This window comes from Stenotrophomonas sp. CASM101, from assembly GCF_049384845.1.
In the GTDB taxonomy this organism is placed as follows: Bacteria; Pseudomonadota; Gammaproteobacteria; order Xanthomonadales; family Xanthomonadaceae; genus Stenotrophomonas; species Stenotrophomonas hibiscicola.
This window is the reverse complement of the sequence record NZ_JBMRFR010000029.1, coordinates 1-23,684: the sequence shown is the minus strand read 5'-3', so window position 1 is coordinate 23,684 and position 23,684 is coordinate 1. Positions and strand designations below refer to the sequence as shown.

Below are 23,684 nucleotides of genomic sequence, written 5' to 3'. Positions count from 1 at the left end.
CGCGGCCGTGGCGGACATTGGCGGCAGGGCAAGGCCTGTGCGACGCTGCGGGTCAGCCGGCTGCGTCGGATGGCCGGCCTCCCTTCCCAACAGGTTCATCCATGTCCCAGCGCCAACCCGGCATCGCCTCCCACGGCGGCGAAAACACGGCATTCATCGTCCTCATCAGCTGCGTGGCCACCCTCGGTGGATTCCTGTTCGGCTTCGATAGTGGTGTCATCAATGGCACGGTCGACGGCCTTCGCCAGGCCTTCAACTCCAGCGAGGCGGCGCTTGGTTTCGAAGTCGCTTCGATGCTGCTGGGGTGTGCGGTCGGTGCCTTCCTGGCAGGCTGGCTGGGGGATCGCCTGGGCCGCCGAGGCGTGCTGATCGTGTCGGCGCTGATGTTCCTGGTTTCGGCGCTGGGCGCCGGTGCCGCTCACGCTTCCTGGCTGTTCATCGCCGCGCGCGTGCTGGGCGGTTTCGCGGTGGGCGCGGCCAGCGTGATGTCGCCGGCCTACATCGCCGAGGTGGCCTCGGCGCGCTATCGCGGGCGCTTGGCCACGGTGCAGCAGATGGCGATCATCTGCGGCCTGTTCGCCGCCTTCCTCAGCAATTACCTGCTGGCCCGTGCCGCTGGGGCGTCGACCGAGCCGCTATGGCTGGGCCATGAGGCCTGGCGCTGGATGTTCTGGATGCAGGCGCTGCCATCGGGGCTGTTCCTGCTGCTGTTGCTGGTGATTCCCGAAAGCCCGCGCTTCCTGGTCGTGAAGGGGCGCCCGGAGCAGGCGAGGGCGGTGTTGGCGCGGCTGTACGGCGAGGCCGCAGCCACGGCCAAGCAGGCCGAGATCGAGGCGAGCCTGGCCCAGGACCAGCACAAGCCACGCTTCGCCGACCTGCGCGACAAGGTCACCGGCAGGCTGCGCCCGATCCTCTGGGTCGGCATCGGCCTGGCGATGTTCCAGCAGCTGGTCGGCATCAACGTGGTGTTCTACTACGGCGCGGTGCTGTGGCAGGCGGTGGGGTTCTCGGAAAGCGACGCGCTGCTGATCAATGTATTGTCCGGTGCGCTGAGCATCGGTGCCTGCCTGCTGACGGTGCTGCTGATCGACCGCATCGGACGCAAGCCGCTGCTGTGGATCGGCTCGGTCGGCATGTCGGTAGCGCTGGTACTGATGGTGGTCGCGTTCGCCAGTGGCAGTCTCGCCGACGGTCGCCTGCAACTGTCCGACGGCATGGGCCGGCTGGCGCTGGTGGCGGCCAACGTCTATGTGGTGTTCTTCAACATGTCCTGGGGCCCGGTGATGTGGGTGATGCTGGGTGAAATGTTCCCCAACCAGATCCGCGGCCCGGCATTGGCCGTCGCCGGTGCGGCGCAGTGGACGTCGAATTTCGCGATCACCGTGACGTTCCCGATGCTGCTGGCGGGCATCGGCCTGGCCGGGGCCTACGGGATCTATACGGTGGCGGCCATCCTCTCGATCTTCTTCGTGGTCCGCTACGTGCGCGAGACCAAGGGCAAGGAGCTGGAGCAGATGGAAGGCTGACGCTGCCCGGCTTCGGTTGCATTCCGTTGGCGCCTCGGTGTCATCGAGGGCGAAGGCGGGGCAGCCCAGTCCGGGACACGCCGTGAACCCATCCATGGGGGCTCGATGGCGCCATCCATGGCGCCAACGGTCCCGGCTTGAGCTGCCCCGCCTTCGCGTCAGGCATTGCGGTCTGGCGGACGCAGGTCTGCGCGTCGGGATTGAATTGGCTGCGGAGGAGCGAGGCTGTTCGTGCCGCCGTCGCGGGAAACTGTCAGGGTGGCCCACCCCCTCCCACGCAGGAACAAGAAGGCGCTACTGCGACCAGGCCGACCGATGCCAATGCAAACCCCGGAAAACAGAAAAGCCCGCACAAGGCGGGCTTTTTCGGTTCCTGCTGCGGCGACTGGCGCTCCCTAGGGGACTCGAACCCCTGTTTTAGCCTTGAGAGGGCCACGTCCTAACCACTAGACGAAGGGAGCGTAACTGTGTCGCTGCCGAGGCAGGAGCGCTAGTATATGCACCTCGATGCCATTGGGCAATCCCGAAACTTCAACCGGAAGCGCCAACATCATTTCCTCTGCTACATCACCGTTCAGCCTGCGCGTCATCCCGCGCGACCAGCACACGATCTCCCGCAAGGACATCAGCCCGAACGCCCTGCGCGTGCTTTATCGCCTGCGCGATGCCGGCTTCGGCGCCTACCTTGTCGGCGGCGCGGTGCGCGATCTGCTGGTCAATGGCCAACCCAAGGATTTCGACGTGGCCACCGACGCCACGCCCGAGCAGGTCAAGCAGCTGTTCCGCAACTGCCGCCTGATCGGCCGCCGGTTCCGCCTCGCCCACGTAGTGTTCGGTCGCGAAATCATCGAAGTCGCCACCTTCCGTGCCAACAGCGATGACGGCAGCGGCGACCGCGAGATGGAAAACGGCATGCTCGTGCGCGACAACGTGTACGGCACCATCGAAGACGACGCCATCCGCCGCGACTTCACCTGCAACGCCCTGTACTACGCCATCGAGGACTTCTCGGTGCGCGACTACACCGGTGGCTTCGAGGACGTGCAGGCGCGCCTGATGAAGCTGATCGGCGACCCGGTGCAGCGCTACCAGGAAGACCCGGTACGCATGCTGCGAGCGGTGCGCCTGGCGGCCAAGCTCGGCTTCCAGATCGAGGAGGGTACTGCCGCGCCGATCCCGCACCTGGCCGGCCTGCTCAACGAAGCCGCGCCAGCGCGCCTGTTCGAGGAAGTGCTCAAGCTGTTCCTGTCCGGACACGGCGTGGCCAGCTTCGAAGGCCTTGAGCGTTACGGCCTGCTCGACGTGCTGTTCCCGGAAAGCGCCAAGGCGCTGAAAGCCAACCGCACCGGCGCGCTGCGCCGCATGCTGGTCGAGGGCCTGGCCAATACCGATGCGCGGGTGGCCAACGACGAACCGGTCTCGCCGGCGTTCCTGTTCGCGCTGCTGCTGTGGCCGGCGTTCTGCCGTGCACAGGCGACCCTGCTCAAGCAGGGCGTGGCACCGGAAGAGGCGCAGCGCCGCGCCGCCGACCGCGTCACCGTGCAGCAGTTGAGCACCATCGCGCTGCCGCGCCGCTTCTCGCTGCCGATGCAGGAAATCTGGCTGCTGCAGTCGCGCTTCAGCTCGCGCCAGCGCAAGCGCGTGTTCCGCACCCTGACCCATCCGCGCTTCCGTGCCGCGTTCGATTTCCTCAGCCTGCGCCAGGTGGCGTCGTCCGAGCACGCCGCCGATGTCGAGTTCTGGCGCGAAGCGCAGGCGCAGTCCGGGCGTGAGCTGGAGTCGTCGCTGGATGCGATGCACAGCGAAGAAGGCGATGACGAGAGCGGAGCGCCGCGCAAGCGCCGCCGTCGCCGCCGTCGTCCGGGTGCCCCGGCCGGTGCAGCGGGCGAGTAGGCGATGACCCCTGCCTGGATCGGCCTCGGCGCCAACCTCGGCGACGCGGCCGCCACCGTCGGCGCGGCGATTGCCGCGCTGGACGGCCTGCCCGGGACCCGGCTGCGCCAGGCCTCGCGGCTTTACGCAACGCCGGCCTGGGGCAATGAAGACCAGCCGCCGTTCGTCAATGCGGTGGCCTCGGTCGAAACCACCTTGCCGGCCGATGAGCTGCTGCAGGCCATGCTGGCGCTGGAGCAGCGCTTCGGTCGCGTGCGCGATCCGGCAGTGCACTGGGGCCCGCGCGCGCTGGACCTGGACCTGTTGTTGTACGGCGTGCAGGAGCTCGACCAGCCCGGGCTGAAGGTGCCACACCCGTACATGCACGAACGGGCCTTCGTGTTGGTGCCGCTGGCCGAAATCGCGCCGGATCTGGTCATTCCCGGCCACGGCCGCGTGCGGGATGCAGTGGTGCGGGTGGACGCCTGCGGGATTGCCCCGATAGGGTGATAATGCCCGGGTTATCTCCCCCGGTTATCAGCACATGAGCACCCACGCAGACAGCAAGCCCTGGACCGTTCCCGCCCTGGCCGAGGCCAAGCGCAATGGCCAGAAGCTGGTCATGTTGACCGCCTACGACGCCGGCTTCGCCCGCACTTTCGACGCCAATGGCGTTGACCTGATCCTGATCGGCGATTCGCTGGGCATGGTGGTGCAGGGCCATGATTCGACCCTGCCGGTGACCGTGGCCGACATGGTCTACCACACCCGCGCCGTGGCCCGCGTGCTGCAGCGTGCGCTGCTGGTGGCGGACCTGCCCTTCGGCGCCGATGCCACCCCGGAGCGCGCGCTGGATGCCTCGCTGCAGCTGCTGCAGGCCGGTGCCGAGATGGTCAAGATCGAAGGTGCCGGCTTCAAGGTCGACATCATCCGCTACCTGGTCGAGCGCGAGATTCCGGTCTGCGCGCACCTGGGCCTGACCCCGCAATCGGTGCTGCGCCTGGGCGGCTTCAAGATCCAGGGCCGCGGCGATGCCGCGCGCCAGCTGGTGGAAGATGCCAGGGCCGTGGCCGCTGCCGGCGCCAGCATCATGGTGCTTGAGTGCGTGCCGACCCCGGTTGCCGCCGAGGTGACCGCTGCGGTGGAGGTGCCGACCATCGGCATCGGTGCCGGCCCGCAGTGCGACGGCCAGGTGCTGGTGCTGCACGATTTCCTCGGCCTGGACAGCGGTCATCGCCGCCCCAAGTTCGTCAAGGATTTCCTTGCCGAAGGCGGCTCGGTGGCCGGTGCAACCCGTGCCTTTGCCGACGCCGTGCGCGACGGCAGTTTCCCCGACGAACAGCACGCCTACGCCCAATGATCCAGACCTTCAACGAGCTCGGCGCGCTGCGCGGGCAGATCGCCCAGTGGAAGCGCGAGGGCCTGCGCGTGGCGCTGGTGCCGACCATGGGCAACCTGCATGGCGGCCACCATTCGCTGGTGACCCAGGCCCGCCAGTACGCTGACAAGGTGGTGGCCAGCATCTTCGTCAACCCGACCCAGTTCGGGCCGAACGAGGATTTCAGCCGCTACCCGCGCACGCCCGAGGCCGATGTGGCCGGGCTGGAACAGGTCGGCTGCGATGCGGTGTGGCTGCCCAGCGTGGAGGCGATGTATCCGCTGGGCGTGGACAAGACCACGCGCATGCACGCGCCGGGTGTCAGTGAAGTGCTTGAAGGTGCCAGTCGCCCGGGTCACTTCGACGGCGTGTGCACGGTGGTAGCGCGCCTGTTCCTGCAGGTGCAGCCTGACGTGGCCGTGTTCGGCCGCAAGGACTACCAGCAGCTGGCTGTCATCAGGCAGATGGTGGCCGAACTGTCGTTCCCGATCCAGATCGTCGGTGCCGAGATCGTGCGTGACGAGGATGGCCTGGCCAAGAGTTCGCGCAACCAGTACCTGAGCGCGGAACAGCGCCCGGTCGCGACCGCCATTCACCGCACCCTGCTGGGCATGCGCGAGGGCTACGTGGCCGGTCACCCGCGCGAACGCATCGAGGCCGATGCCACCGCCGCACTGCAGGCGGCCGGTTTCCAGGTCGACTATGCGGTGCTGCGCACCCCGGAGCTGGCCGAGCCGACCTTCGACGGCGGTGGCCGCGTGGCGCTGATCGCCGCGCGACTGGGTACGACCCGGCTGATCGACAACCTGGAATTCTGAGCTCCGGCGGCGCCGCGCGATGCATGGGGTCAGATGCCTTTTCCAGGGGAAAGGGTTCTGACCCCGGTTTCACCGCCTACCTGAACAGGTTGCCGGCCGTGATGCCCCGCGCTGTGCGGGTGCTAGAATCCGCTCTTTCCTTTGCCGTTGCAGCGCCCCCATGCACCTGTCCCTGCTCAAGACCAAGATCCATCGCGCCACCGTCACCCATTCCGAGCTGAACTACGAAGGCTCGATCGCCATCGATGACAACCTGCTGGCTGCCACCGGCATCCGCGAGTTCGAGCAGGTGCACATCTGGGACGTGACCAACGGTGCGCGCTTCTCGACCTATGCCATCCGCGCCGAAGCCGGCAGCGGCGTTGTCTCGCTCAACGGTGGCGCCGCGCGCCACGTGCAGGTCGGTGACATCATCATCATCGCCGCGTTCGCCAGCATGACCGAGCAGGAAGCCGACAGCTTCAAGCCGAAGCTGGTGTACGTTGATGGCAAGAACCAGATCACCCACACCAACGACACGATCCCGACCCAGGCCGCATGACAACGAACAACGGATTCGACTCGCTGCATTCCCACGCCCAGCGCCTGAAGGGCGCAAGCATCCCCAGCCTGCTCGCCGCCGAACCCGGCCGCGTGCAGGATCTGGCGCTGCGGGTCGGTCCGTTGTACGTCAACTTCGCTCGGCAGAAATACGATGCCGCCGCGCTGCAGGCGTTGCTGGCGCTGGCTGCCGAACGTGATGTCGGCGGCGCCATCACGCGCCTGTTCCGTGGCGAGCAGGTCAATCTGACCGAGGGGCGCGCCGCACTGCACACCGCATTGCGCGGCGACGTGGTCGATGCACCGGTTGCCGCTGAGGCCTATGCCACCGCGCGCGAGATCCGCCAGCGCATGGGCGTGCTGGTGCGCGCGCTGGAAGACAGCGGCGTAACCGACGTGGTCAGTGTCGGCATCGGTGGTTCCGACCTCGGTCCGCGCCTGGTCGCCGATGCGCTGCGTCCGGTCAGCGGTGCGCGCCTGCGCGTGCATTTCGTGTCGAACGTGGACGGCGCCGCCATGCAGCGCACGCTGGCCACGCTGGATCCGGCGAAGACCGCGGGCATCCTGATTTCCAAGACCTTCGGCACGCAGGAAACCCTGCTCAACGGCCAGATCCTGCACGACTGGCTGGGGGGCAGCGAGCGCCTGTATGCCGTCAGCGCCAATCCGGAACGCGCGGCCAAGGCTTTCGCGATCGCCGCCGATCGCGTGCTGCCGATGTGGGACTGGGTCGGTGGCCGTTATTCGCTGTGGTCGGCCGTGGGTTTCCCGATTGCGCTGGCCATCGGTTTCGAGCGCTTCGAGCAGCTGCTGGAAGGCGCCGCGCAGATGGATGCGCATGCGCTGGATGCACCGCTGGAGCGCAACCTGCCGGTGCTGCACGGCCTGACCGACATCTGGAACCGCAACCTGCTGGGCCATGCCACGCACGCGGTGATGACCTACGACCAGCGCCTGGCGCTGCTGCCGGCCTACCTGCAGCAGCTGGTGATGGAAAGCCTGGGCAAGCGCGTGCAGCGTGACGGACAGCCGGTCACCACCGACACCGTGCCGGTGTGGTGGGGCGGGGCGGGCACCGACGTGCAGCACAGCTTCTTCCAGGCGCTGCACCAGGGCACCAGCATCGTTCCGGCCGACTTCATCGGCTGCGTGCACAGCGACGATCCCTACACGATCAATCATCAGGCCCTGCTGGCCAACCTGCTGGCGCAGACCGAAGCACTGGCCAATGGCCAGAGCAGCGACGACCCGCACCGCGATTACCCCGGGGGCCGCCCGAGCACGCTGATCCTGCTCGACGCACTGACCCCGCAGGCGCTGGGCGCACTGATCGCCATGTACGAACACGCTGTGTACGTGCAGTCGGTGATCTGGAACATCAATGCCTTCGACCAGTTCGGTGTCGAGCTTGGCAAGCAGCTGGCCAGTGGCCTGTTGCCGGCGCTGCAGGGTGAGGATGTGGCGATTGCCGATCCGATGACCCGCGAGATACTGGCGCAGCTGAAGCGCTGAGCCCGGTCGTGGATGCGCCGGCGACAGGCCGGCCATCCCATGCCTTCCGTTCCTGCCATCCGGGGCCCTGCGGCGTTGCCCATGCAGCGTATTCGCGTGCCTGCGGCAGCGCAGCTTGACTACGCATGGCGTGCCAATGCAGTGTGCATGGGCGGCTGTACCTGTCACCCAGTATCGCTCGCAGCATGATGTTGATGCCAGGGAATGGCCGTATCCGAAGGGACGTGGAATCGATCCATGTCCTCAACGCCTCATGTTGTGAATGACAGGAGATTGCGAATGGATCTGAATGACGACGTTGTGTCCGGCTGGCTCAATGGCTCGGACGATGTGGATGGGTGCGCCAACCCTGCGGGTTCGCTGTTCATCTACGGTGCGGCAGCCACCGAAGCGGCCCTCACCGGGGCTTCGGACACCATGATCACCGGTGGCACCAACGAGTGCACCACCACGGTATCGGTGATCAACCACTGCCTGTGTTGCTGATGTAGCCCGTGCCGGCACGCAGAGGCATGCAGCTGCGTGCCGGCGACTGGAACAGACTCTTGAATCTCGCAGGGGGCGTAATGACCGCTTCTCCGGCTGCGGCCGCGTTTGCGCGCATCACCGAACATTTCCTTGCCCAGGCGCGCGCTGCGCTGGCTGCCGGCCTGCATGATCCCGCCATTGCCCTGCAGCCCGGCGAACGTGCGCTGCTGCATTCGCAGGGCGAGGCGGCGCTGCATGAGCATGCCCAGCTCAAGCTCAACCGCGTGCTGCTGCTGGAGCTGCACGCCGCTGCACGCAGCGGTGACATCGGCCCGCTTGACAGTGCTGGTGCGCTGGACGAATTCGTTGCCCTGGCCACGAGCGAGGGCTTCCGCGCGCATCTGCAGCAACGTTATCCGGTACTGCTGCCGCGCCTGACGCGCATGCTCGAAGGACAATGCGCGGCCGTGGTGGAGCTCGCTGCACGCATCGGCAGTGATCGTGTTGCGTTGGCCGAGTTGCTGGGTGCGCCGGCGGGCACGCTGCATGCCGTTGCATTGGGCCGCGGTGACCTGCACGGTGGCGGCCGCACCGTGGCACGGCTGCAGTTCGAAGGCGGCACGGTGATGTACAAGCCACGCTCATTGCGCATCGATGCCACGCTCGATGGCCTGTTGTCCGCGGTCTTCGGTGACGCCCCTGACCGCGTGCGCGTGCCGAAGGTGATCGATCGTGGCAGCCACGGCTGGGCTGCATTCGCCGCGCATCGCTATTGTTCCGGCGAGGCTGAACTGCGGTGCTATTACCGCGGCCTCGGCCACTGGCTGGCCATCCTGCGCCTGATCGGTGGCACCGACATCCATCTGGAGAATCTGATCGCGGTCGGGCCGGTGCCGGTGGTGGTCGACGCCGAAAGCGTGTTCTGCCGGGTAATCGAAATCGAGCCATCAGGGCTTGGCGATGCGTACGACACCGCCGTCAAGCTGATGCGCAATTCAGTGCTGCGTACCGGAATCGTGCCGTTCCGTACTGCCGGCCTGGGCATGGAGGGCGTGGACCTGTCTGCAGCCGGCGCGCTGCCCGGCGAGCAGCCACGGGTGCAGGTGCCGGTGATCGTCGACGACGGGACCGAACCGGCCCGGTTGGGCATGGTCGAGGCCGAGGTCTCCATTGCGCAGAACCATCCCAGCGCACAGCCCGATGTGTCGTTGTACTGGGACCACATCAGCGAGGGCTTCATCGACGCCAGTGGGCGTCTGCGCGCGCTGGACGCGAACGGCGAACTGATGCCGCTGCTGACGGCCTTCGAAGGCTGCCAGGTGCGGGATGTACGGCGGCCGACAATGGCCTACGCCGAGCTCGGGCGGATGCTCTGGCATCCAGCATCGCTTCACAACGAAGCTCGGGCGGTTGAGCGCGCGATCGACCTGCTGGTGCGGAATGCGGCGGTGTCGCCCGCTGCGCCATCGGACCTGGAAACCGTACGCGGAGAGGTCGATGACCTGCGCCACGGTGACATTCCGATCTTCGCATCGCAGCTGGACGCGGCGCGTATCCACTCCGTCGTCGCCAACTGGCGCGCGATGCGGATTGACCTGGAAGACGTGACGATCCGCAGCACGCTGGTCGCCACCGACCTGAACCAGCATGCACTGGCCCGAGCCGAGGCCCGGGCCGGCTACAGCTATGCAGCACGGCATCCGCGCGCCGACGACCTGGACGCACGCCGTCGCACGCTGGCCACGCGCGCGGTGGAAAGCCTGCTGCGGCTGGCGGTGCACGGCGAAGACGGCTCGATGACCTGGATCACACCTGAAGTGACGCGTACCGGATGGACCGTCCAGCCGGTGCAGCCAGACCTGTACTTCGGGCTGGGCGGCATCGCTTTCGCACTGGCAGCCTATCGCCACGAAGTGGAGCAGGGGCGTGCCGATCCGGTGGCCGGGCTGGATCCGGCCATCGAGGGCGCCCTTGCGGTGTTCCAGACCCTGTGCGAGCGGCACCCCGCCGAAATTGACGGTGGATTCGTCGGAACCGGTTCGCAAATGTGGGCATTGCTGGCATTGCACGACCTGTTGCAGCGACCGGCGCTGCTGGCGCTGGCAGAGCGCTGCGCGGAAGCCGCGGAGCATCGCGGTTTCCAGCAGGCGGCAAAGTTCGAACTGATTGATGGTGTGTCCGGCATGATCCTGCCGTTGCTGGCGCTGGCTGAAGCCACCGGCAACGCACGCTGGCTGGAAGTGGCGGCCGCAGCGGGACGCCGCATGCAGGACGCTGCGATTGTCGACGCAGACGGTACGCGCTGGCCGACGCCACAGTTCAGCGAGCCGATCGGTGGTTTTGGCCACGGTGCGATGGGCATGGGCTGGGCGCTGGCACGACTGGCCCGCTCCGAGGCTGGCAGCGTGCCCGAGCGGGCCGCATGGCGGCGGCTGGCCGAAGGAGCATTTGCATTCCAGGCAGCCCTGTTCGAGCCACATACCGGGCACTGGCGGGACATCCACCTGCAGGATGGGCAGAAGAACTTCCCGACCTGGTGCCACGGCAGCGTGGGCATCGGCCTGGCGGCGGCGGACCTGTATGCCCGCACCGGTGATGCCGCGCAATTGCGCGACATGCGTCGCGCCGTGGCCGATGCGCGCGGCAAATGGGGGTTCAGCCACACCCTGTGCCATGGCGATGTGTCCACCCGGGAACTGCTGGTGCTGGCCGCTGCGCTGGATCCGGCAGGGTGTCCCTATCCGCAGGACGAGGCCGCCATCGAGATCATTTCTTCGATCGAGGAGCACCAGGGGATGGTTGGCGGCCTCACCCGCGCGGCCTTTACCCCGGGCCTGATGATCGGCCTGGCGGGTTCGATCTACGGCTTCCTGCGCATGCATCCGGCCTGCGTACTGCCATCGCCGCTGCTGCAGGAGACGATGGCCACGCGGGCCGATGCGTGTGCGGTGCGCTCCAGCGCCGCGCAGGACCGGCCGGCGCTGGTCGAGGCCTGAGCCGGACCGGTCCGTCAGCGATCAACGGCTCGGATCGCGTTCCGGGCTCGGCCGCTTTGCCAGCTTGCGCTGCAGCGAACGCCGGTGCATGCCGAGCAGGCGTGCCGCTGCGGACACGTTGCCGCCGGTCTCGTGCATCGCCTGCTGGATGTGTTCCCACTGCAGGCGGCTGATCGGCGTCATCGCGTCCGGCACTTCCATTTCGCCATCGTCGGCCGGGCCGTCGTCTTCCTCGCCAAGCGCGCGCAGGATCATCGGTACCGTGGCCGGCTTCGGCAGGTAATCGTCGGCCCCCAGCTTGATCGCCTCAACGGCAGTGGCGATGCTGGCGTAGCCGGTCACCAGCAGGATACGCATGTCCGCGCGCAGCGCGCGCAGCGGCTGGATCAGCGCCAGGCCGGAATCACTGCCCAGCTTCAGGTCGATCAGCGCGAACGCCGGCGGATGCTGGCGGGCCAATGCCAGCGCGCTGGCGGCATCCTGCGCGGTCTGCGTTTCCAGTCCCTTGCGGGCCAGGCTGCGCTGCAGGGTGCGCAGGTACAGTTCGTCGTCGTCGACCAGCAGGCCGAGGGTTGAGGCGCTCATGGGGTTTCCTCGCGTGGGACCAGCGGCAGGCGGAAGCCGACGCGGCTGCCGGCGCCTTGGGCCGGGCGCATCCACATCTCGCCGTCGAGGCGTTCGATGGTGGCATGGGACAGGGCCAGGCCAACGCCCATGCCCTCGCTCTTGCTGCTGCCGAACAGCTTGCCTGGCAGCACCGCGGCACGGGCATCGAAGCCGTGGCCGTAGTCGCGGACTTCGCCGATCAGGTCGTCGCCTTCGATGCGCAGGTCCAGGTCTACCCGTGGCCGCCCGGCCTGTTCGCCGGCATCTGCGGCATTGTTGAGCAGGACCATCAGCAGATGGCCCACGCCCGGATCCAGTGGTAACCGCAGCGGCGCATCGTCATTGCGATGCAGGTCGATGGTCGGCCGCACCAGGCGCCACTGTTCCAGTACCTGCTGGGCGCTGGAGTGGCTGCGGCCCGGTGCGTCGGCCGAGGCCGGTGCGGCCAGCGCCAGCACGCGTTCCCGGCACTGCACCAGCAGTTCGCGCAGGGTCTCCATGTCTTCGCGCACTTCGGGCTCTTCGCTGCGCTCGGCGACGTCATCGGCAAGCAGGGTCATGGTCGCCAGCGGCGTGTTCAGTTCATGCGCCACCGAGGCGGCATGGGTGGCCAGGGCGACGATGCCTTCGTTGCGGGCGAAGCGTTCCCTGAGTGCCGACAGTTCCAGTTCGCGCTGTCGCAGCGCCAGCGCCAGGCGGGTGGAGAAGGTCAGCACGACCGCTGCGGAAATGAGGAAGTTGGCGACCACGCCCCAACGGTTGAGGTCCTGCGCGCGGAAATAGCCGTCCGGCAGCGGCTGGCCGAAGATGCCGCTGGCGGCGTAGCCGAGCAGGCAGGCCAGGGCCACTGCCAGTGCCCAGCGCAGGGGCAGGGCGAAGGCGGCCAGCGCGATCAGGATCAGGAACAGTGAACTGAACGGGTTGGCCATGCCGCCGCTCCAGCCCACCATCCAGGTCAGGATGATCACGTCCACCAGGATATGGCCGAATGCGGTCAGCGGGGCGGTGTCGGCCGCTTCCGGGCGCAGCTGGGTGTAGATGTTGAACAAGGTGAGCACGGCCACGCCGGCCCATAGTGGCAGCTGGGGCAACGGCAGGCCCAGCACCCAGCTGGCGACCAGGATGGTGGCGGCCTGGCCGCCTACGGCAAGCCAGCGCAGGCTGCACAGGGTACGGAGGAACGGGGCGTCGGGACCGGTCATTCATGCTCATCGTATGCGTTCACGGGCGCGCGTGCCTGCGACAATCGGCCGCAGCCGTGCCGCCGGCTGAATGCGAGTCACCCCGAATGCGGGAGCGGGCGGTAGAATGCGCCCATGCACGACGCCGTGACCCGCCCTACGCCTCCCTCCGATGCCACCTCCTGGCCCCGCCGCCAGACCCATGCCGTGCAGATCGGCGGGGTCACCGTAGGCGGAGGCAAGCCGGTAGTGGTGCAGTCGATGACCAACACCGACACCTCCGACGTGGCTTCCAGCGTCAAGCAGGTGGCCGAGTTGTGGCGCGCGGGTTCGGAAATGGTGCGGTTGACCGTCAACACCGTGGAAGCGGCTGCGGCGATCCCGCGCATCGTCGACAAGCTGGCGATGATGGGTATCGACGTGCCGCTGATCGGTGACTTCCATTACAACGGCCACCAGCTGCTGACCGCCGAACCGGCGTGTGCCGAAGCGCTGGCAAAGTACCGCATCAACCCCGGCAACGTCGGCTTCGGCAAGAAGAAGGACCTGCAGTTCGCGCAGTTGATCGAGTTTGCGATCCGCTACAACAAGCCGGTGCGCATCGGCGCCAACTGGGGCTCGCTGGACCAGGCCCTGGCGGCGAAGCTGATGGACGAGAACAGCCTGCGCGAACAGCCCTGGGATGCCGGCCGCGTGCTGCGCGAAGCGCTGATCCGCTCGGCCCTGGATTCGGCCGAGCAGGCGGTGGAGCTCGGCCTGCCGCGCGACCGCATCGTGCTGTCGGCCAAGGTCAGCGGCGTGCAGGAGCTGATCGCGGTATACCGCGACCTGGCCCAGCGCTCGGATTTCGCCCTGCACCTGGGCCTGACCGAAGCCGGTATCGGCAGCAAGGGCATCGTCGCGTCGGCGGCGGCGCTGGGCGTGCTGCTGCAGGAAGGGATCGGTGACACCATCCGCATCTCGCTGACCCCGGAACCGGGCCAGTCGCGCACGCAGGAAGTGATTGTCGCCCAGGAACTGCTGCAGACCACCGGCCAACGCGCCTTCACGCCGCTGGTCACGGCCTGCCCGGGCTGCGGCCGCACCACCTCGGAGTTCTTCCAGGAGCTGGCCAAGGTCGTGCAGAACCACGTGCGCGAGAAGATGCCGCTGTGGAAGATCCACCACCCGGGGGCGGAGAACATGACCCTGGCGGTGATGGGCTGCATCGTGAACGGGCCGGGCGAGTCGCGCCATGCCAACATCGGCATCTCGCTGCCGGGCACGGGCGAAACACCCGCAGCGCCGGTGTTTGTCGATGGCGAGAAGAAGGTGACCCTGCGCGGCGACAACATCGCCCAGGAGTTCGTCGCCCTGATCGACGACTACGTCGAACACACGTATGTCCGAAGCGCCGGATAAGCCTGCGATCCTCGCTGCACCGGAGTCCGCCTCCGGTTTCCGCCACTGGATGGCGCGCAATGCCTGGCGCCTGGTCCTGCTGTTCGGCGGCGTGCTGCTGCCGCTGGCTGGCTTCGTCGCCCTGGCGGACGAGGTGCACGAGTTTGAATCGTTCCATTTCGACGCGCCGCTGCTGTGGCAGATGCATGGCCTGCACTCGCCACTGCTGGACCGCTTCTTCGTGCTCATTTCCAAACTGGGCTATGAGTGGTTCCTGATCCCGGCCGACGTGCTGATCATCGGCGTGCTGCTGGGCTACCGGCGCTGGCGCGAGGCCACCTTCGTGGCGGTCAGCTTCGTCGGCTCGGCGCTGCTGAACGTGGGCAGCAAGCACTTCTTCCAGCGCCAGCGCCCCAGCCTGTGGGAATCGATCGCGCCGGAATCGACGTTCAGCTTTCCCAGCGGCCACGCGATGGGCTCGATGACCCTGGCGGTGACCCTGGTACTGCTGGCCTGGAACACCCGCTGGCGCTGGCCGGTGCTGCTGCTGGCGCCGGCATTCAGCCTGCTGGTCAGCGTCTCCCGGGTCTATCTGGGGGTGCATTACCCCTCCGATATCCTGGCCGGATGGTGTGCCGCGCTGGTTTGGGTGGTAGGGTGCTATCTGGTCATGTTCAGTCGCCGGCACCCTTGGCGGCATCATGGCACGCGGCCAGCGAAGGCCAGCGAAGCATCATCACAGGGGGATTGACGTGGATGCCCCGCGCGGGACGTCTACGTGATAGATCAGTTGTTTCGTTGCAGCAGGTTCTGCAAGACAGGGGGCAAGCACAACGCGCGGTACTGTGATGCGCAAGGCAGATTGCCGGGGCCGCATTCCGAACGCGCTTGCAGGGTATCGGCACCCTGCCTAGCTTGACCTGCAATGGCCGCATTCGAAGAGGTACGTGAATGACGATTCGAGTCTACCTGGTGGATGACCACGCGCTGGTCCGCACCGGGATGAAGATGATTCTGTCGGGGGAAGCCGACATCGAGGTGGTGGGCGAAGCCGAGACCGGCGAAGACGCGCTGCGTGAAGTCCGCCAGCTGCTGCCGGATGTGGTGCTGTGTGACCTGCACCTGCCGGGTGTGAGCGGCATGGAAGTGACCGAGCGCATCGTGCGCAGCCACCGCAACACCCGCGTAGTGATCGTGTCGGTGCTGGAAGATGGCCCGCTGCCGAAGCGGCTGCTCGAAGCCGGCGCGGCCGGATATATCGGCAAGGGTTGTGATGCGCAGGAACTGCTGCGCGCGGTGCGTGACGTGGCAGGTGGGCGCCGCTACCTGGGCACCAGCATCGCGCAGAATCTGGCACTGTCGACGGTGGAAGGCAACGGTTCGCCGTTCGACAGCCTGTCGCCGCGCGAGCTGGAAGTGGCGTTGCTGCTGACCCAGGGCCTGCGCCAGGAAGATATCGCGCGGCGGCTGAGCCTGAGTGCGAAGACGGTGAACACGCACAAGGCGCGGCTGTTCGAGAAGATGGGGATCCACGACAACATCGCGCTGGCGCGGATGGCCAGCCAGTACGGGTTGGTGGATCCGGCGCGGCCGCTGTAACGGGTTTCGGCCAACGGCTGAGCCCCTTGCGGTGTGCGGCAGGATTCGTGGGGTTGGCCCTGCGGAGGGATTGCGCAGGGGACGCCGTGAATCCATCCCTGGAGGCTCGGTCGCGCCATCCATGGCGCTCACGCCCCTGCGCAATCCCTCCGCAGGGCCAAGGACGGTTTTCGTGCGCAGCCACCGCGGGATGAAGAAGGAAGAGCGGGAGCGGGTCGCGCTTTGGATGCTGGTCCTGTAGAGCTGAGCCATGCTCGGCTGCTTTCCATTCCGCTGGCGTGGAGCCGAGCGTGGGCTCGGCTCTACAGCTGCGTTGGGCTCAGTGGTCGCGAACGCGCTTGATGATCTTCGCGGCGTCGGCGGCGCTGGCGCGCACCTTGTCCCATTCGCCGTTGGCAATCCAGTTGCCCGGCACCATCCACGAACCGCCGATGCAGACCACGTTTTTCTGCTCGAGGTATTCGGCGGCGGTGTTTTCGGTGATGCCGCCGGTCGGGCACAGCTTCAGGTCCGCCACCGGGCCGGCCAGTCCCTTGATCATCGCCAGCCCGCCCACGGCCGTGGCCGGGAACAGCTTGCACACGCGGAAGCCGCGGGCGTAGAGCGACAGCAGCTCGGTCGGCGTGGCCGCACCCGGCACCACCGGCAGCGGCGCAGCAGCCAGTGCATCGGCCAGCGCTGGCGGCGTGCCCGGGGTCACCAGGAAGTCCGCGCCCGCATCGATCGACTGCTGCATCTGCTCCACGGTCAGCACCGTGCCTGCACCCACCACCACATCGGGCAGCTCGCGCTTGAGCATCGCCAACGCTTCCATCGCCACCGGCGTACGCAGCGTCAGCTCGATCGCCGGCAAACCACCGTCCAGCAGCGCCGCACTGACCGCCCGCGCCTGGTCCAGCGTATGAACCGTCACCACCGGCAGGATGCCCGCCGCATGCAACAGCTCCGCCGCCTTCACCTGATGTTGTTCGATACCCATGCTTTTGCCCTTGCCTTTGCTCTTCTTGATTCAGTGGCCGCAGCGCAAATGACGCGCCGGGAATTGTCCAAGGGCAGTGGAGTGCCCTGGCCGGGACCGTGAGCGGCATGGATGCCGCGATCGAGCCCCCATGGATGGGTTTACGGCGTGTCCCGGCCAGGGCGCTCTACTGCCCAAGCCGGGAAGCCTGCCGCGGCTTTTCGCTTCAGGCGTCTTTCGCCTCATGCGGCGCTGCCGCCGCTGCGGCATCGTGCCCCAGCTCGTACTCCGCGTCGTACTCCCACGGCCCGCCATCGGCCGCCGCCGGACCGCACGAAATCGACATCGCTCCCTGGTCGGCCGGGCCCACCACGCGACGGTTGACCGCGAACAGATTGCGGCCCAGGTCATGCGCGGCCGGCGCAGTGTTCGGAGCCAGCGGACGCGCCGCCCATTCGGCCGGGTCCACCAGCACCTCCAGCGTGCCGGCCTCGCCGTCCAGCCGGATCATGTCGCCTTCGCGGACCTTCGCCAGCGGGCCGCCGCGCGCCGCTTCCGGCGTCACGTGGATCGCCGCCGGAATCTTGCCCGAGGCGCCGGACAGGCGACCGTCGGTGACCAGCGCCACGCGTCGGCCCTGGTTCTGCAACAGGCCCAGCAGCGGCGCCAGCGAATGCAGTTCCGGCATGCCGTTCGCACGCGGGCCCTGGTAACGCACCACCGCCACGAAATGCTCGGGCAGCAGGCCACCGGCGTGCAGCTTGTTCAGCACCTGCGGTGCATCGACCACCACGGCCGGTGCTTCGATCGTGCGGTACTGCGGCTTCACCGCCGACAGCTTGATCAGCGACTTGCCCAGGTTGCCGCGCAGCAGCCGTAGGCCACCCTGGTGTTCGAACGGATTGTCGACGCCACGCACCACCTCGTCATCGGCGCTGCGTTCCAGGCCCGGCAGATAAACCAGTTGGCCGTCGCGCAGCTGGGGTTCGCGGGCGTAGTCGGCCATGCCGCCACGGGCCACGCTGACCAGGTCGCCATGCATCAGGCCGGCCTTGATCAGCTCGCCGAACACGAACGCCGGGCCACCGGCGGCGGCGAAGCGGTTCACGTCGGCCTCGCCGTTCGGGTAGACGCGGGCCAGCAGCGGAATCAGCTGCGACAGCTCGTCGAAGTCGTCCCAGGTCAGCACGATGCCGGCCGCACGCGCCACCGCGATCCAGTGGATGGTGTGGTTGGTCGAACCGCCGGTGGCCATCAGCGCGATGACCGCGTTGATGATCGCGCGCTCGTCGATGATCCGGCCCAGCGGACGGAAGTCATCGCCCAGCGCAGTGATGTCCAGTGCACGTTCGGTCGCTTCGCGGGTAAGAGCGTCGCGCAGCGGGGTGCCCGGATTGACGAACGACGCGCCCGGCAGCTGCACGCCCATCGCTTCCAGCAGCACCTGGTTGGAGTTGGCCGTGCCGTAGAAGGTGCAGGTGCCGGCGCCGTGGTAGGAGGCCGACTCGGCTTCCAGCAGTTCTTCACGGGTGGCTTCGCCGGCGGCATAGCGCTCGCGAACTTCCGCCTTCTGCTTGTTGGGTATGCCCGGGGTCATCGGGCCGGCCGGCACGAACACCGCCGGCAGGTGGCCGAAGGCCAGTGCGCCGATCAGCAGCCCCGGCACGATCTTGTCGCAGACACCGAGGTAGACGGTGGTATCGAACATGTCGTGGCTGAGCCCGATCGCCGTCGCCTGCGCGATCACATCGCGCGAGAACAGCGACAGCTCCATGCCACCACGGCCCTGGGTGACGCCGTCGCACATCGCCGGCACACCGCCGGCCACCTGCGCGGTGGCGCCCAGCTCGCGGGCGATCTGGCGGATCTGCTCGGGATAGGTCTCGAACGGCTGGTGCGCCGACAGCATGTCGTTGTAGGCGGTGATGATGCCAAGGTTCGGTGTCACCCCACCGCGCAGGCGGCTCTTGTCGGTGCCGCCACAGGCGGCGAATCCGTGGGCGAGGTTGCCGCAGCTCAGGCGGCTGCGGAACGGGCCTTCGCGCAGGGAGGCGTCGATCGCGGCCAGATAGGCGGCGCGCGAGGCCGCGCTGCGGCGGATGACGCGCTCAGTGATGGCTTGCAGTTGCGGATGGAGGCTCATTGGCTACCGGCGTTCGTGGTGGCGAGAGGCAAGCGGCGGCGTGGCGCCGCCGCCGACATCAATCAGCCCAGTGGACGCGCAGGCGCGCGCCTTCCAGGTTGATTGCATTGAGGATCGGGTACTGCTGGGGGTCATTGCTGTCCAGTGCCTGGCGCAGTACCTGCAGCTTCTGCTTGCCGCGCAGCAGCAGCAGACGCTGGCGGCACTGGCGCAGGCCGTGCGGGGTCAGGGTGATGCGCAGCGGCCACTGGTTCGCGCCCGGGCAGCCGGTGGCATCCAGTGCCGCATAGGGCAGGGTGCTTTCCAGTGCACGGGCCAGGTCCTTCGAACCCGGGAACAGCGAGGCGGTGTGGCCATCGTTGCCCATGCCCAGTGCCACCAGGCTGGGTGGCTGGCTGTGCTGGGCCTGCAGGTTGGCGGTGTAGACGCACTCCGTCAGCGGCTTGCCGATCCGCACCAGCGGATCGAAGTGCGCACCCTCGGCACGCTTGAGCAGGTGCTCGCGCACCAGCCAGGCGTTGCTGTCGCGATCCTGCGGCGACAGCCACCGCTCATCGGCCAGGCTCACTTCCACCCGGTCCCAATGCACGTCCAGTTCGGCCAGTGCCTGGTATACCGGCGCCGGCGTGGTGCCACCGGAGAGCAGGATGCGGGCCCGGCCCACCTCATTGATGTCGTGGTTGAGGGTCTGCGCCATTTCGGCGGCCACCGCCTCGATCCAGCCATCGGCGTCGCCGTGCTGGATGAACTCGATGCGGTCGTCGTGGAAGGTGGGGCTCATGCGGCAACTCCTGGTGCGTCACGTTCGGCGTCGGCAGCATAGGCGGCAGCGCCCAGCAGTCCGGCGTGGGGATGCATCACGGCAAGCGATGGCACCCTCGCCATGATCGAAGAGAACCGCCCCTTGTGTTCGAAGCGTTGGCGGAAGCCGGAGTGCTGCAGTGAATCGAGCATCTTCGGGGTCAGGCCGCCCGTCAGGAACACGCCGTCCCAGGCGCCCTGGGTCAGTACCAGATCGCCGGCGATGGCGCCGAACACCGCGCAGAACACGTCCACGGTGCGCATTGCCTGCGGATCACCGTGCAGGGCACGCGCGGTCACGTCTACCGGCTGCAGCTGGCCGGGGTCGATGCCGGCCATCTCGCACACGGCGCGATGGATGTTGACCAGCCCGGGTCCGCAGATCAGGCGTTCGTTGGAGACGCGGCCGAACTGCTCGGAGAGGATTTCCAGGATGCGGATTTCTTCCGGTGTGCCCGGTGGGAAACTGACATGACCGCCTTCGGTTTCCAGCGGATAGCAGCGGCCGTGGCGCATGATCAGGCCACCGACGCCGAGCCCGGTACCGGGCCCGATCACCGCGTAGTTGCGCGGCTGTCCCGGCTTGCCCGGTACCCAGGCGGCGCCGCCGACCTGGACGACGTCCTCGGGCTGCAGCAGCGAAATCGCCATCGCCTGTGCGGCGAAGTCGTTGATCAGGTGCAGCTCGTCGAACCCCAGCATCGCGGCGGTGCGGCTGCGCGAGATCACCCACGGATGATTGGTGATGCGCGCCTCGTCACCGTCGACGCGGCCGGCCACTGCGAACACGCCGCGGCTGGCCGCAGCGCCGATCTGCTCCAGGTGGTGGCGCGCGGCATCACCCAGCGACGGGAATTCCGCCACCGCGTACTCGCGGATGCTCTCCTTGAGCAGCGGCGCGTCCTGCGAGGTGTCGGCCAGGGCGAAGCGGGCATTGGTGCCGCCGATGTCGGCAACCAGCACCGGCTGCGAGATGGCACTCATGCCGAGGCCCCGCTGTCCGGCGCGTCCACGCCCTGCGGCAGGAACTCGCCTGCATTGCTCGGGCCCCACTGGCCAGCAGGATACGGTTCCAGCGGCAGCTTGGCCTCCTTCCAGGCGTCGGCAACGCTGTCGATCCAGGCCCACGCTGCGCGCACTTCGTCGTCGCGCACGAACAGCGTGTGGTTGCCGTTGAAGGCATCCAGGAACAGGCGTTCGTAGGCGATGCGGCGGTGCAGGCCGGTCGGCACCGACAGTTCCAGTTCCAGCGGATGCAGTTCCAGGGCACCCCATTCCGGGCCGGCCAGGCTGCTCATCAGGCCCAGTTCGATGTTTTCCTGCGGCTGCAGCTGGAACACCAGGCGGTTCGGCGCGGCCTGCGCGCGCTGCGGGCGCTCGAACAGCCAGTGGGTGACCGGCTTCAGCGTGACCACCACGCGGGTGGTGCGCTCGGGCAGGCGCTTGCCGGTGACCAGGTGGAACGGCACGCCGCTCCAGCGCCAGTTGTCGATATGCGCGGTGACACCGGCGAAGGTTTCCACGTCGCTGCCTTCCGGCGGCTGGTAGGCCTGGGCCGGCTGGCCATTGATGGTGCCGGCGGTGTAGCGGCCACGGATGCTGTCACGCGCGGCGTGCCTGGCATCGAGCGGGCGCAGGGCGCGCAGCACCTTGACCTTCTCGTCGCGGATGCGATCGGCTTCCAGCGATGCCGGCGGTTCCATCGCCACCATGCACAGCAGCTGCAGGATGTGGCTCTGCACCATGTCCCGCAGCGCGCCGGAGCGGGCGTAATAGGCATCGCGGCCATCCACGCCTTCGCTTTCGGCCACCAGGATGTGCACCGATTCGATGTAGTTGCGGTTCCACACCGCTTCCAGCAGCGTGTTGCCGAAGCGCAGTGCGATCAGGTTCTGCACCGCGGCCTTGCCCAGGTAGTGGTCGAGGCGGAACACGCGGTCCTCGTCGATCCACTGGCCGATGGTGCTGATGATTTCCTCGGCGCTCTCGCTGTCGCTGCCGATCGGCTTCTCCAGCATCAGGCGTGCCGGCGCGGCGAGGGCGCCGCCCTTGGCCAGGCCTTCGCAGGTGGAGATGTACAGGCCCGGCGGAATGGCCAGGTAGCTGACGCACTTGCGGTGCACCAGGTCGGAGACGGCGGCGGCAACCGAGTCGACATCGCGCAGGTCCACCGAACGGTAGTCGATGCGGCGCAGCAGGGCAGCGATGTCGTCCTGCGTGGCCATCGGCATGGCCTGCTGCAGGCGCGGCCGGAGGATGTCATGGAAAGCTTCGGTGTCATGCCCGGACAGGGCCAATGCGCGGATGCGGAAGTCCTCCGGCAGCAGGCCGTCGCCAAGCAGGCGAAGCAGCGAAGGGAACAGGTAGCGCTGGGCCAGATCACCTGTGGCACCGAACAGGAAGAGGGTGTCGTGCATCGCTCGAGTTTCAGATCCGGGTGACATCGTTGTCAATCGCTTCATGGCTGGGTTCGGGGGACATCCGCGCAACTGCCTGTCCGAGGTTCGTCAGGGGCGATCTCCGGTGTTGCGGAAGATCGTTCCATTCGAAACCACTACCTCGGCGGAACCTTCGTTCAACCGCCGACGCAGATCGGTGCGCACCGATCATCGGATAGTGCCACGTGAAAACGTTTACATGGCAGAATGGGCAACTGTATTCGATTGCAGTGCTCGCCGTCATGCGGCAGGCGCGCAATCATCACTGCCATCGGGAGGGCCGAGGCAGTCCCAAAAGACAGCCCGGCTTCGGGCGGACCGGATAGGTGATATGGCAAAAGTGCAGTTGCAGGGTGTGCGCAAGGTCTATGACAACGGCCAGGTCGCGGTGAAGGACGCCACCTTCGAGGTCGCCGATGGCGAGCTGATGGTGCTGGTCGGACCGTCCGGCTGTGGCAAGTCGACCCTGTTGCGGATGGTGGCCGGCCTTGAAGAGATCAGCGGTGGCACGCTGACCATTGGTGATCGCGTGGTCAACGACGTGGCGCCGAAGGATCGCGACATCGCCATGGTGTTCCAGAGCTACGCGTTGTACCCGCACATGACCGTGGCCGAGAACCTGGCCTTCGGCCTGAAGCTGCGCGGGCATGACAAGGCGACCATCGACAAGCGCATTGCCGAGGCGGCGCAGACGCTGGGCCTGACCGAGATGATGGACAAGCTGCCCAAGGCGATGTCCGGTGGCCAGCGTCAGCGCGTGGCACTGGGCCGGGCGCTGGTGCGCGAGCCGGCGGTGTTCCTGCTCGACGAGCCGCTGTCCAACCTCGACGCCAAGCTGCGTCACAGCGTGCGTACCGAGATTGCGCAGCTGCACCGGAAGCTGGGCACCACCATGATCTACGTGACGCACGACCAGGTTGAAGCGATGACCCTGGGTCAGCGCATCGTGGTGCTGAAGGACGGCATCATCCAGCAGATCGATACGCCGATGGCGCTGTACGACCGCCCGGCCAACCTGTTCGTGGCTGGTTTCCTCGGCAGCCCGGCGATGAACGTGCTGCGTGGCACGCTGCAGGGCGATGCCGGTGGCGTGACCGTGGTCGACGGCCAGTGGCGTGCACCGCTGGGCCAGGCCACGATCGATCCGGCATGGCTGCAGAAACCGATCGCGGTGGGCGTGCGCCCGGAGCACCTGCAACCGGCTGCTGCCGATGATGCGCACGCGTTCATCGCGCGCATTGAGGGCATCGAACCGGTCGGCAACGAGATCTTCGTCAACCTCAGCAGTGGCCAGCATGCGCTGACCATGCGCGTGGCACCGCAGGCGTTGCCTGCGGTGGGCGATGACATCCGCGTGGCGATCCACCCGCAGGGCCTGCATTTCTTCAACGCAGAGAGCGGCGAGCGCCTGTAACGGGTAGCGCCGGCCGCTCTCTGCGTTGAAGAAATGCAGGCCCTGCGGGTGGAT

At 67.4% G+C, this 23,684-nt stretch carries 20 protein-coding genes and 1 tRNA gene; 13 read left to right on the top strand and 8 right to left on the bottom strand.

What is annotated here, in order from left to right; genetic code table 11:
• Positions 1-101: 101 nt before the first annotated feature.
• Complete coding sequence (locus VG543_RS20815) at positions 102-1,526, top strand: sugar porter family MFS transporter (protein ID WP_019661180.1); 1,425 nt, start codon at positions 102-104, stop codon at positions 1,524-1,526.
• A 386-nt stretch (positions 1,527-1,912) separates the two neighbouring features.
• Here VG543_RS20815 and VG543_RS20810 read toward each other — a convergent pair.
• Positions 1,913-1,987: transfer RNA gene (locus tag VG543_RS20810), tRNA-Glu, on the bottom strand.
• A gap of 52 nt (positions 1,988-2,039) precedes the next feature.
• Here VG543_RS20810 and pcnB point away from each other — a divergent pair.
• The 8 genes from pcnB to VG543_RS20770 all read left to right on the top strand — a co-directional run bounded on the left by pcnB (position 2,040) and on the right by VG543_RS20770 (position 11,110).
• A complete protein-coding gene (gene pcnB, locus VG543_RS20805; protein WP_312545467.1) occupies positions 2,040-3,419 on the top strand; it encodes a polynucleotide adenylyltransferase PcnB in 1,380 nt (459 codons plus the stop codon).
• Between the two features lie 3 nt (positions 3,420-3,422).
• Complete coding sequence (gene folK / locus VG543_RS20800) at positions 3,423-3,908, top strand: 2-amino-4-hydroxy-6-hydroxymethyldihydropteridine diphosphokinase (protein ID WP_058980267.1); 486 nt, start codon at positions 3,423-3,425, stop codon at positions 3,906-3,908.
• 34 nt (positions 3,909-3,942) lie between these two features.
• Entirely contained in the window at positions 3,943-4,758 is an 816-nt protein-coding gene (panB, locus tag VG543_RS20795) for a 3-methyl-2-oxobutanoate hydroxymethyltransferase (protein WP_423178936.1), read from the top strand.
• A complete protein-coding gene (gene panC, locus VG543_RS20790; RefSeq protein WP_423178937.1) occupies positions 4,755-5,594 on the top strand; it encodes a pantoate--beta-alanine ligase in 840 nt (279 codons plus the stop codon). The genes panB and panC overlap by 4 nt, the downstream gene beginning before the upstream one ends.
• Before the next feature lie 160 nt (positions 5,595-5,754).
• Positions 5,755-6,135, top strand: a complete 381-nt coding sequence (gene panD / locus VG543_RS20785; protein ID WP_005409061.1) for an aspartate 1-decarboxylase — start codon at positions 5,755-5,757, stop codon at positions 6,133-6,135.
• On the top strand, positions 6,132-7,646 hold the full coding sequence (gene pgi, locus VG543_RS20780; RefSeq protein WP_312545472.1) for a glucose-6-phosphate isomerase: 1,515 nt from the start codon (positions 6,132-6,134) through the stop codon (positions 7,644-7,646). Before panD ends, pgi begins: the two co-directional genes overlap by 4 nt.
• Before the next feature lie 279 nt (positions 7,647-7,925).
• The gene (locus VG543_RS20775; protein WP_010484314.1) at positions 7,926-8,132 is read left to right on the top strand and encodes a DUF6229 family protein; all 207 of its coding nucleotides are present in this window, start codon (positions 7,926-7,928) and stop codon (positions 8,130-8,132) included.
• 80 nt (positions 8,133-8,212) lie between these two features.
• Positions 8,213-11,110 carry a type 2 lanthipeptide synthetase LanM family protein gene (locus VG543_RS20770; protein ID WP_423178938.1) on the top strand — a complete coding sequence of 966 codons (2,898 nt, stop codon included), beginning with the start codon at positions 8,213-8,215 and terminating at the stop codon, positions 11,108-11,110.
• A 21-nt stretch (positions 11,111-11,131) separates the two neighbouring features.
• Here VG543_RS20770 and VG543_RS20765 read toward each other — a convergent pair whose 3' ends face one another.
• Positions 11,132-11,695, bottom strand: coding sequence for a response regulator transcription factor (locus VG543_RS20765; RefSeq protein ID WP_005409063.1), 564 nt, complete (start codon positions 11,693-11,695; stop codon positions 11,132-11,134).
• The gene (locus tag VG543_RS20760; protein WP_019661188.1) at positions 11,692-12,918 is read right to left on the bottom strand and encodes an ATP-binding protein; all 1,227 of its coding nucleotides are present in this window, start codon (positions 12,916-12,918) and stop codon (positions 11,692-11,694) included. The genes VG543_RS20765 and VG543_RS20760 overlap by 4 nt, the downstream gene beginning before the upstream one ends.
• Before the next feature lie 114 nt (positions 12,919-13,032).
• On the opposite strand from VG543_RS20760, the gene ispG reads away from it, so the two are divergent.
• The 3 genes from ispG to VG543_RS20745 all read left to right on the top strand — a co-directional run bounded on the left by ispG (position 13,033) and on the right by VG543_RS20745 (position 15,876).
• Positions 13,033-14,298: a flavodoxin-dependent (E)-4-hydroxy-3-methylbut-2-enyl-diphosphate synthase gene (ispG, locus tag VG543_RS20755; RefSeq protein WP_019661189.1), complete on the top strand. Its 1,266-nt coding sequence runs from the start codon at positions 13,033-13,035 to the stop codon at positions 14,296-14,298.
• Positions 14,279-15,028: a phosphatase PAP2 family protein gene (locus tag VG543_RS20750; RefSeq protein WP_423178939.1), complete on the top strand. Its 750-nt coding sequence runs from the start codon at positions 14,279-14,281 to the stop codon at positions 15,026-15,028. Before ispG ends, VG543_RS20750 begins: the two co-directional genes overlap by 20 nt.
• A gap of 200 nt (positions 15,029-15,228) precedes the next feature.
• A complete protein-coding gene (locus VG543_RS20745) occupies positions 15,229-15,876 on the top strand; it encodes a response regulator (RefSeq protein WP_021202017.1) in 648 nt (215 codons plus the stop codon).
• A 319-nt stretch (positions 15,877-16,195) separates the two neighbouring features.
• On the opposite strand, the gene eda is transcribed toward VG543_RS20745, so the two are convergent.
• From eda to zwf, 5 genes are all read right to left on the bottom strand, one after another.
• Positions 16,196-16,855, bottom strand: coding sequence for a bifunctional 4-hydroxy-2-oxoglutarate aldolase/2-dehydro-3-deoxy-phosphogluconate aldolase (eda, locus tag VG543_RS20740; protein ID WP_019661193.1), 660 nt, complete (start codon positions 16,853-16,855; stop codon positions 16,196-16,198).
• Between the two features lie 205 nt (positions 16,856-17,060).
• Entirely contained in the window at positions 17,061-18,977 is a 1,917-nt protein-coding gene (gene edd / locus VG543_RS20735; protein ID WP_021202019.1) for a phosphogluconate dehydratase, read from the bottom strand.
• A gap of 58 nt (positions 18,978-19,035) precedes the next feature.
• Entirely contained in the window at positions 19,036-19,758 is a 723-nt protein-coding gene (gene pgl / locus VG543_RS20730; RefSeq protein ID WP_058980277.1) for a 6-phosphogluconolactonase, read from the bottom strand.
• The gene (glk, locus tag VG543_RS20725) at positions 19,755-20,762 is read right to left on the bottom strand and encodes a glucokinase (protein ID WP_019661196.1); all 1,008 of its coding nucleotides are present in this window, start codon (positions 20,760-20,762) and stop codon (positions 19,755-19,757) included. Before glk ends, pgl begins: the two co-directional genes overlap by 4 nt.
• Entirely contained in the window at positions 20,759-22,195 is a 1,437-nt protein-coding gene (gene zwf / locus VG543_RS20720; protein WP_019661197.1) for a glucose-6-phosphate dehydrogenase, read from the bottom strand. The genes glk and zwf overlap by 4 nt, the downstream gene beginning before the upstream one ends.
• A gap of 352 nt (positions 22,196-22,547) precedes the next feature.
• Between zwf and VG543_RS20715 the strand changes: the two genes are divergently transcribed.
• Complete coding sequence (locus tag VG543_RS20715) at positions 22,548-23,630, top strand: ABC transporter ATP-binding protein (RefSeq protein ID WP_019661198.1); 1,083 nt, start codon at positions 22,548-22,550, stop codon at positions 23,628-23,630.
• The last annotated feature ends 54 nt before the right edge of the window (positions 23,631-23,684 follow it).

Coding starts and splice junctions, on each gene's coding strand:
- folK (WP_058980267.1), top strand. CDS start 3,423: ATGACCCCTGCCTGGATCGGCCTCGGCGCCAACCTCGGCGACGCGGCC.
- VG543_RS20765 (WP_005409063.1), bottom strand. CDS start 11,695: ATGAGCGCCTCAACCCTCGGCCTGCTGGTCGACGACGACGAACTGTAC.
- ispG (WP_019661189.1), top strand. CDS start 13,033: ATGCACGACGCCGTGACCCGCCCTACGCCTCCCTCCGATGCCACCTCC.
- panD (WP_005409061.1), top strand. CDS start 5,755: ATGCACCTGTCCCTGCTCAAGACCAAGATCCATCGCGCCACCGTCACC.
- panC (WP_423178937.1), top strand. CDS start 4,755: ATGATCCAGACCTTCAACGAGCTCGGCGCGCTGCGCGGGCAGATCGCC.
- zwf (WP_019661197.1), bottom strand. CDS start 22,195: ATGCACGACACCCTCTTCCTGTTCGGTGCCACAGGTGATCTGGCCCAG.
- VG543_RS20770 (WP_423178938.1), top strand. CDS start 8,213: ATGACCGCTTCTCCGGCTGCGGCCGCGTTTGCGCGCATCACCGAACAT.
- VG543_RS20750 (WP_423178939.1), top strand. CDS start 14,279: ATGTCCGAAGCGCCGGATAAGCCTGCGATCCTCGCTGCACCGGAGTCC.
- glk (WP_019661196.1), bottom strand. CDS start 20,762: ATGAGTGCCATCTCGCAGCCGGTGCTGGTTGCCGACATCGGCGGCACC.
- panB (WP_423178936.1), top strand. CDS start 3,943: ATGAGCACCCACGCAGACAGCAAGCCCTGGACCGTTCCCGCCCTGGCC.
- VG543_RS20775 (WP_010484314.1), top strand. CDS start 7,926: ATGGATCTGAATGACGACGTTGTGTCCGGCTGGCTCAATGGCTCGGAC.
- VG543_RS20760 (WP_019661188.1), bottom strand. CDS start 12,918: ATGACCGGTCCCGACGCCCCGTTCCTCCGTACCCTGTGCAGCCTGCGC.
- pgl (WP_058980277.1), bottom strand. CDS start 19,758: ATGAGCCCCACCTTCCACGACGACCGCATCGAGTTCATCCAGCACGGC.
- VG543_RS20715 (WP_019661198.1), top strand. CDS start 22,548: ATGGCAAAAGTGCAGTTGCAGGGTGTGCGCAAGGTCTATGACAACGGC.
- edd (WP_021202019.1), bottom strand. CDS start 18,977: ATGAGCCTCCATCCGCAACTGCAAGCCATCACTGAGCGCGTCATCCGC.
- pgi (WP_312545472.1), top strand. CDS start 6,132: ATGACAACGAACAACGGATTCGACTCGCTGCATTCCCACGCCCAGCGC.
- VG543_RS20745 (WP_021202017.1), top strand. CDS start 15,229: ATGACGATTCGAGTCTACCTGGTGGATGACCACGCGCTGGTCCGCACC.
- VG543_RS20815 (WP_019661180.1), top strand. CDS start 102: ATGTCCCAGCGCCAACCCGGCATCGCCTCCCACGGCGGCGAAAACACG.
- eda (WP_019661193.1), bottom strand. CDS start 16,855: ATGGGTATCGAACAACATCAGGTGAAGGCGGCGGAGCTGTTGCATGCG.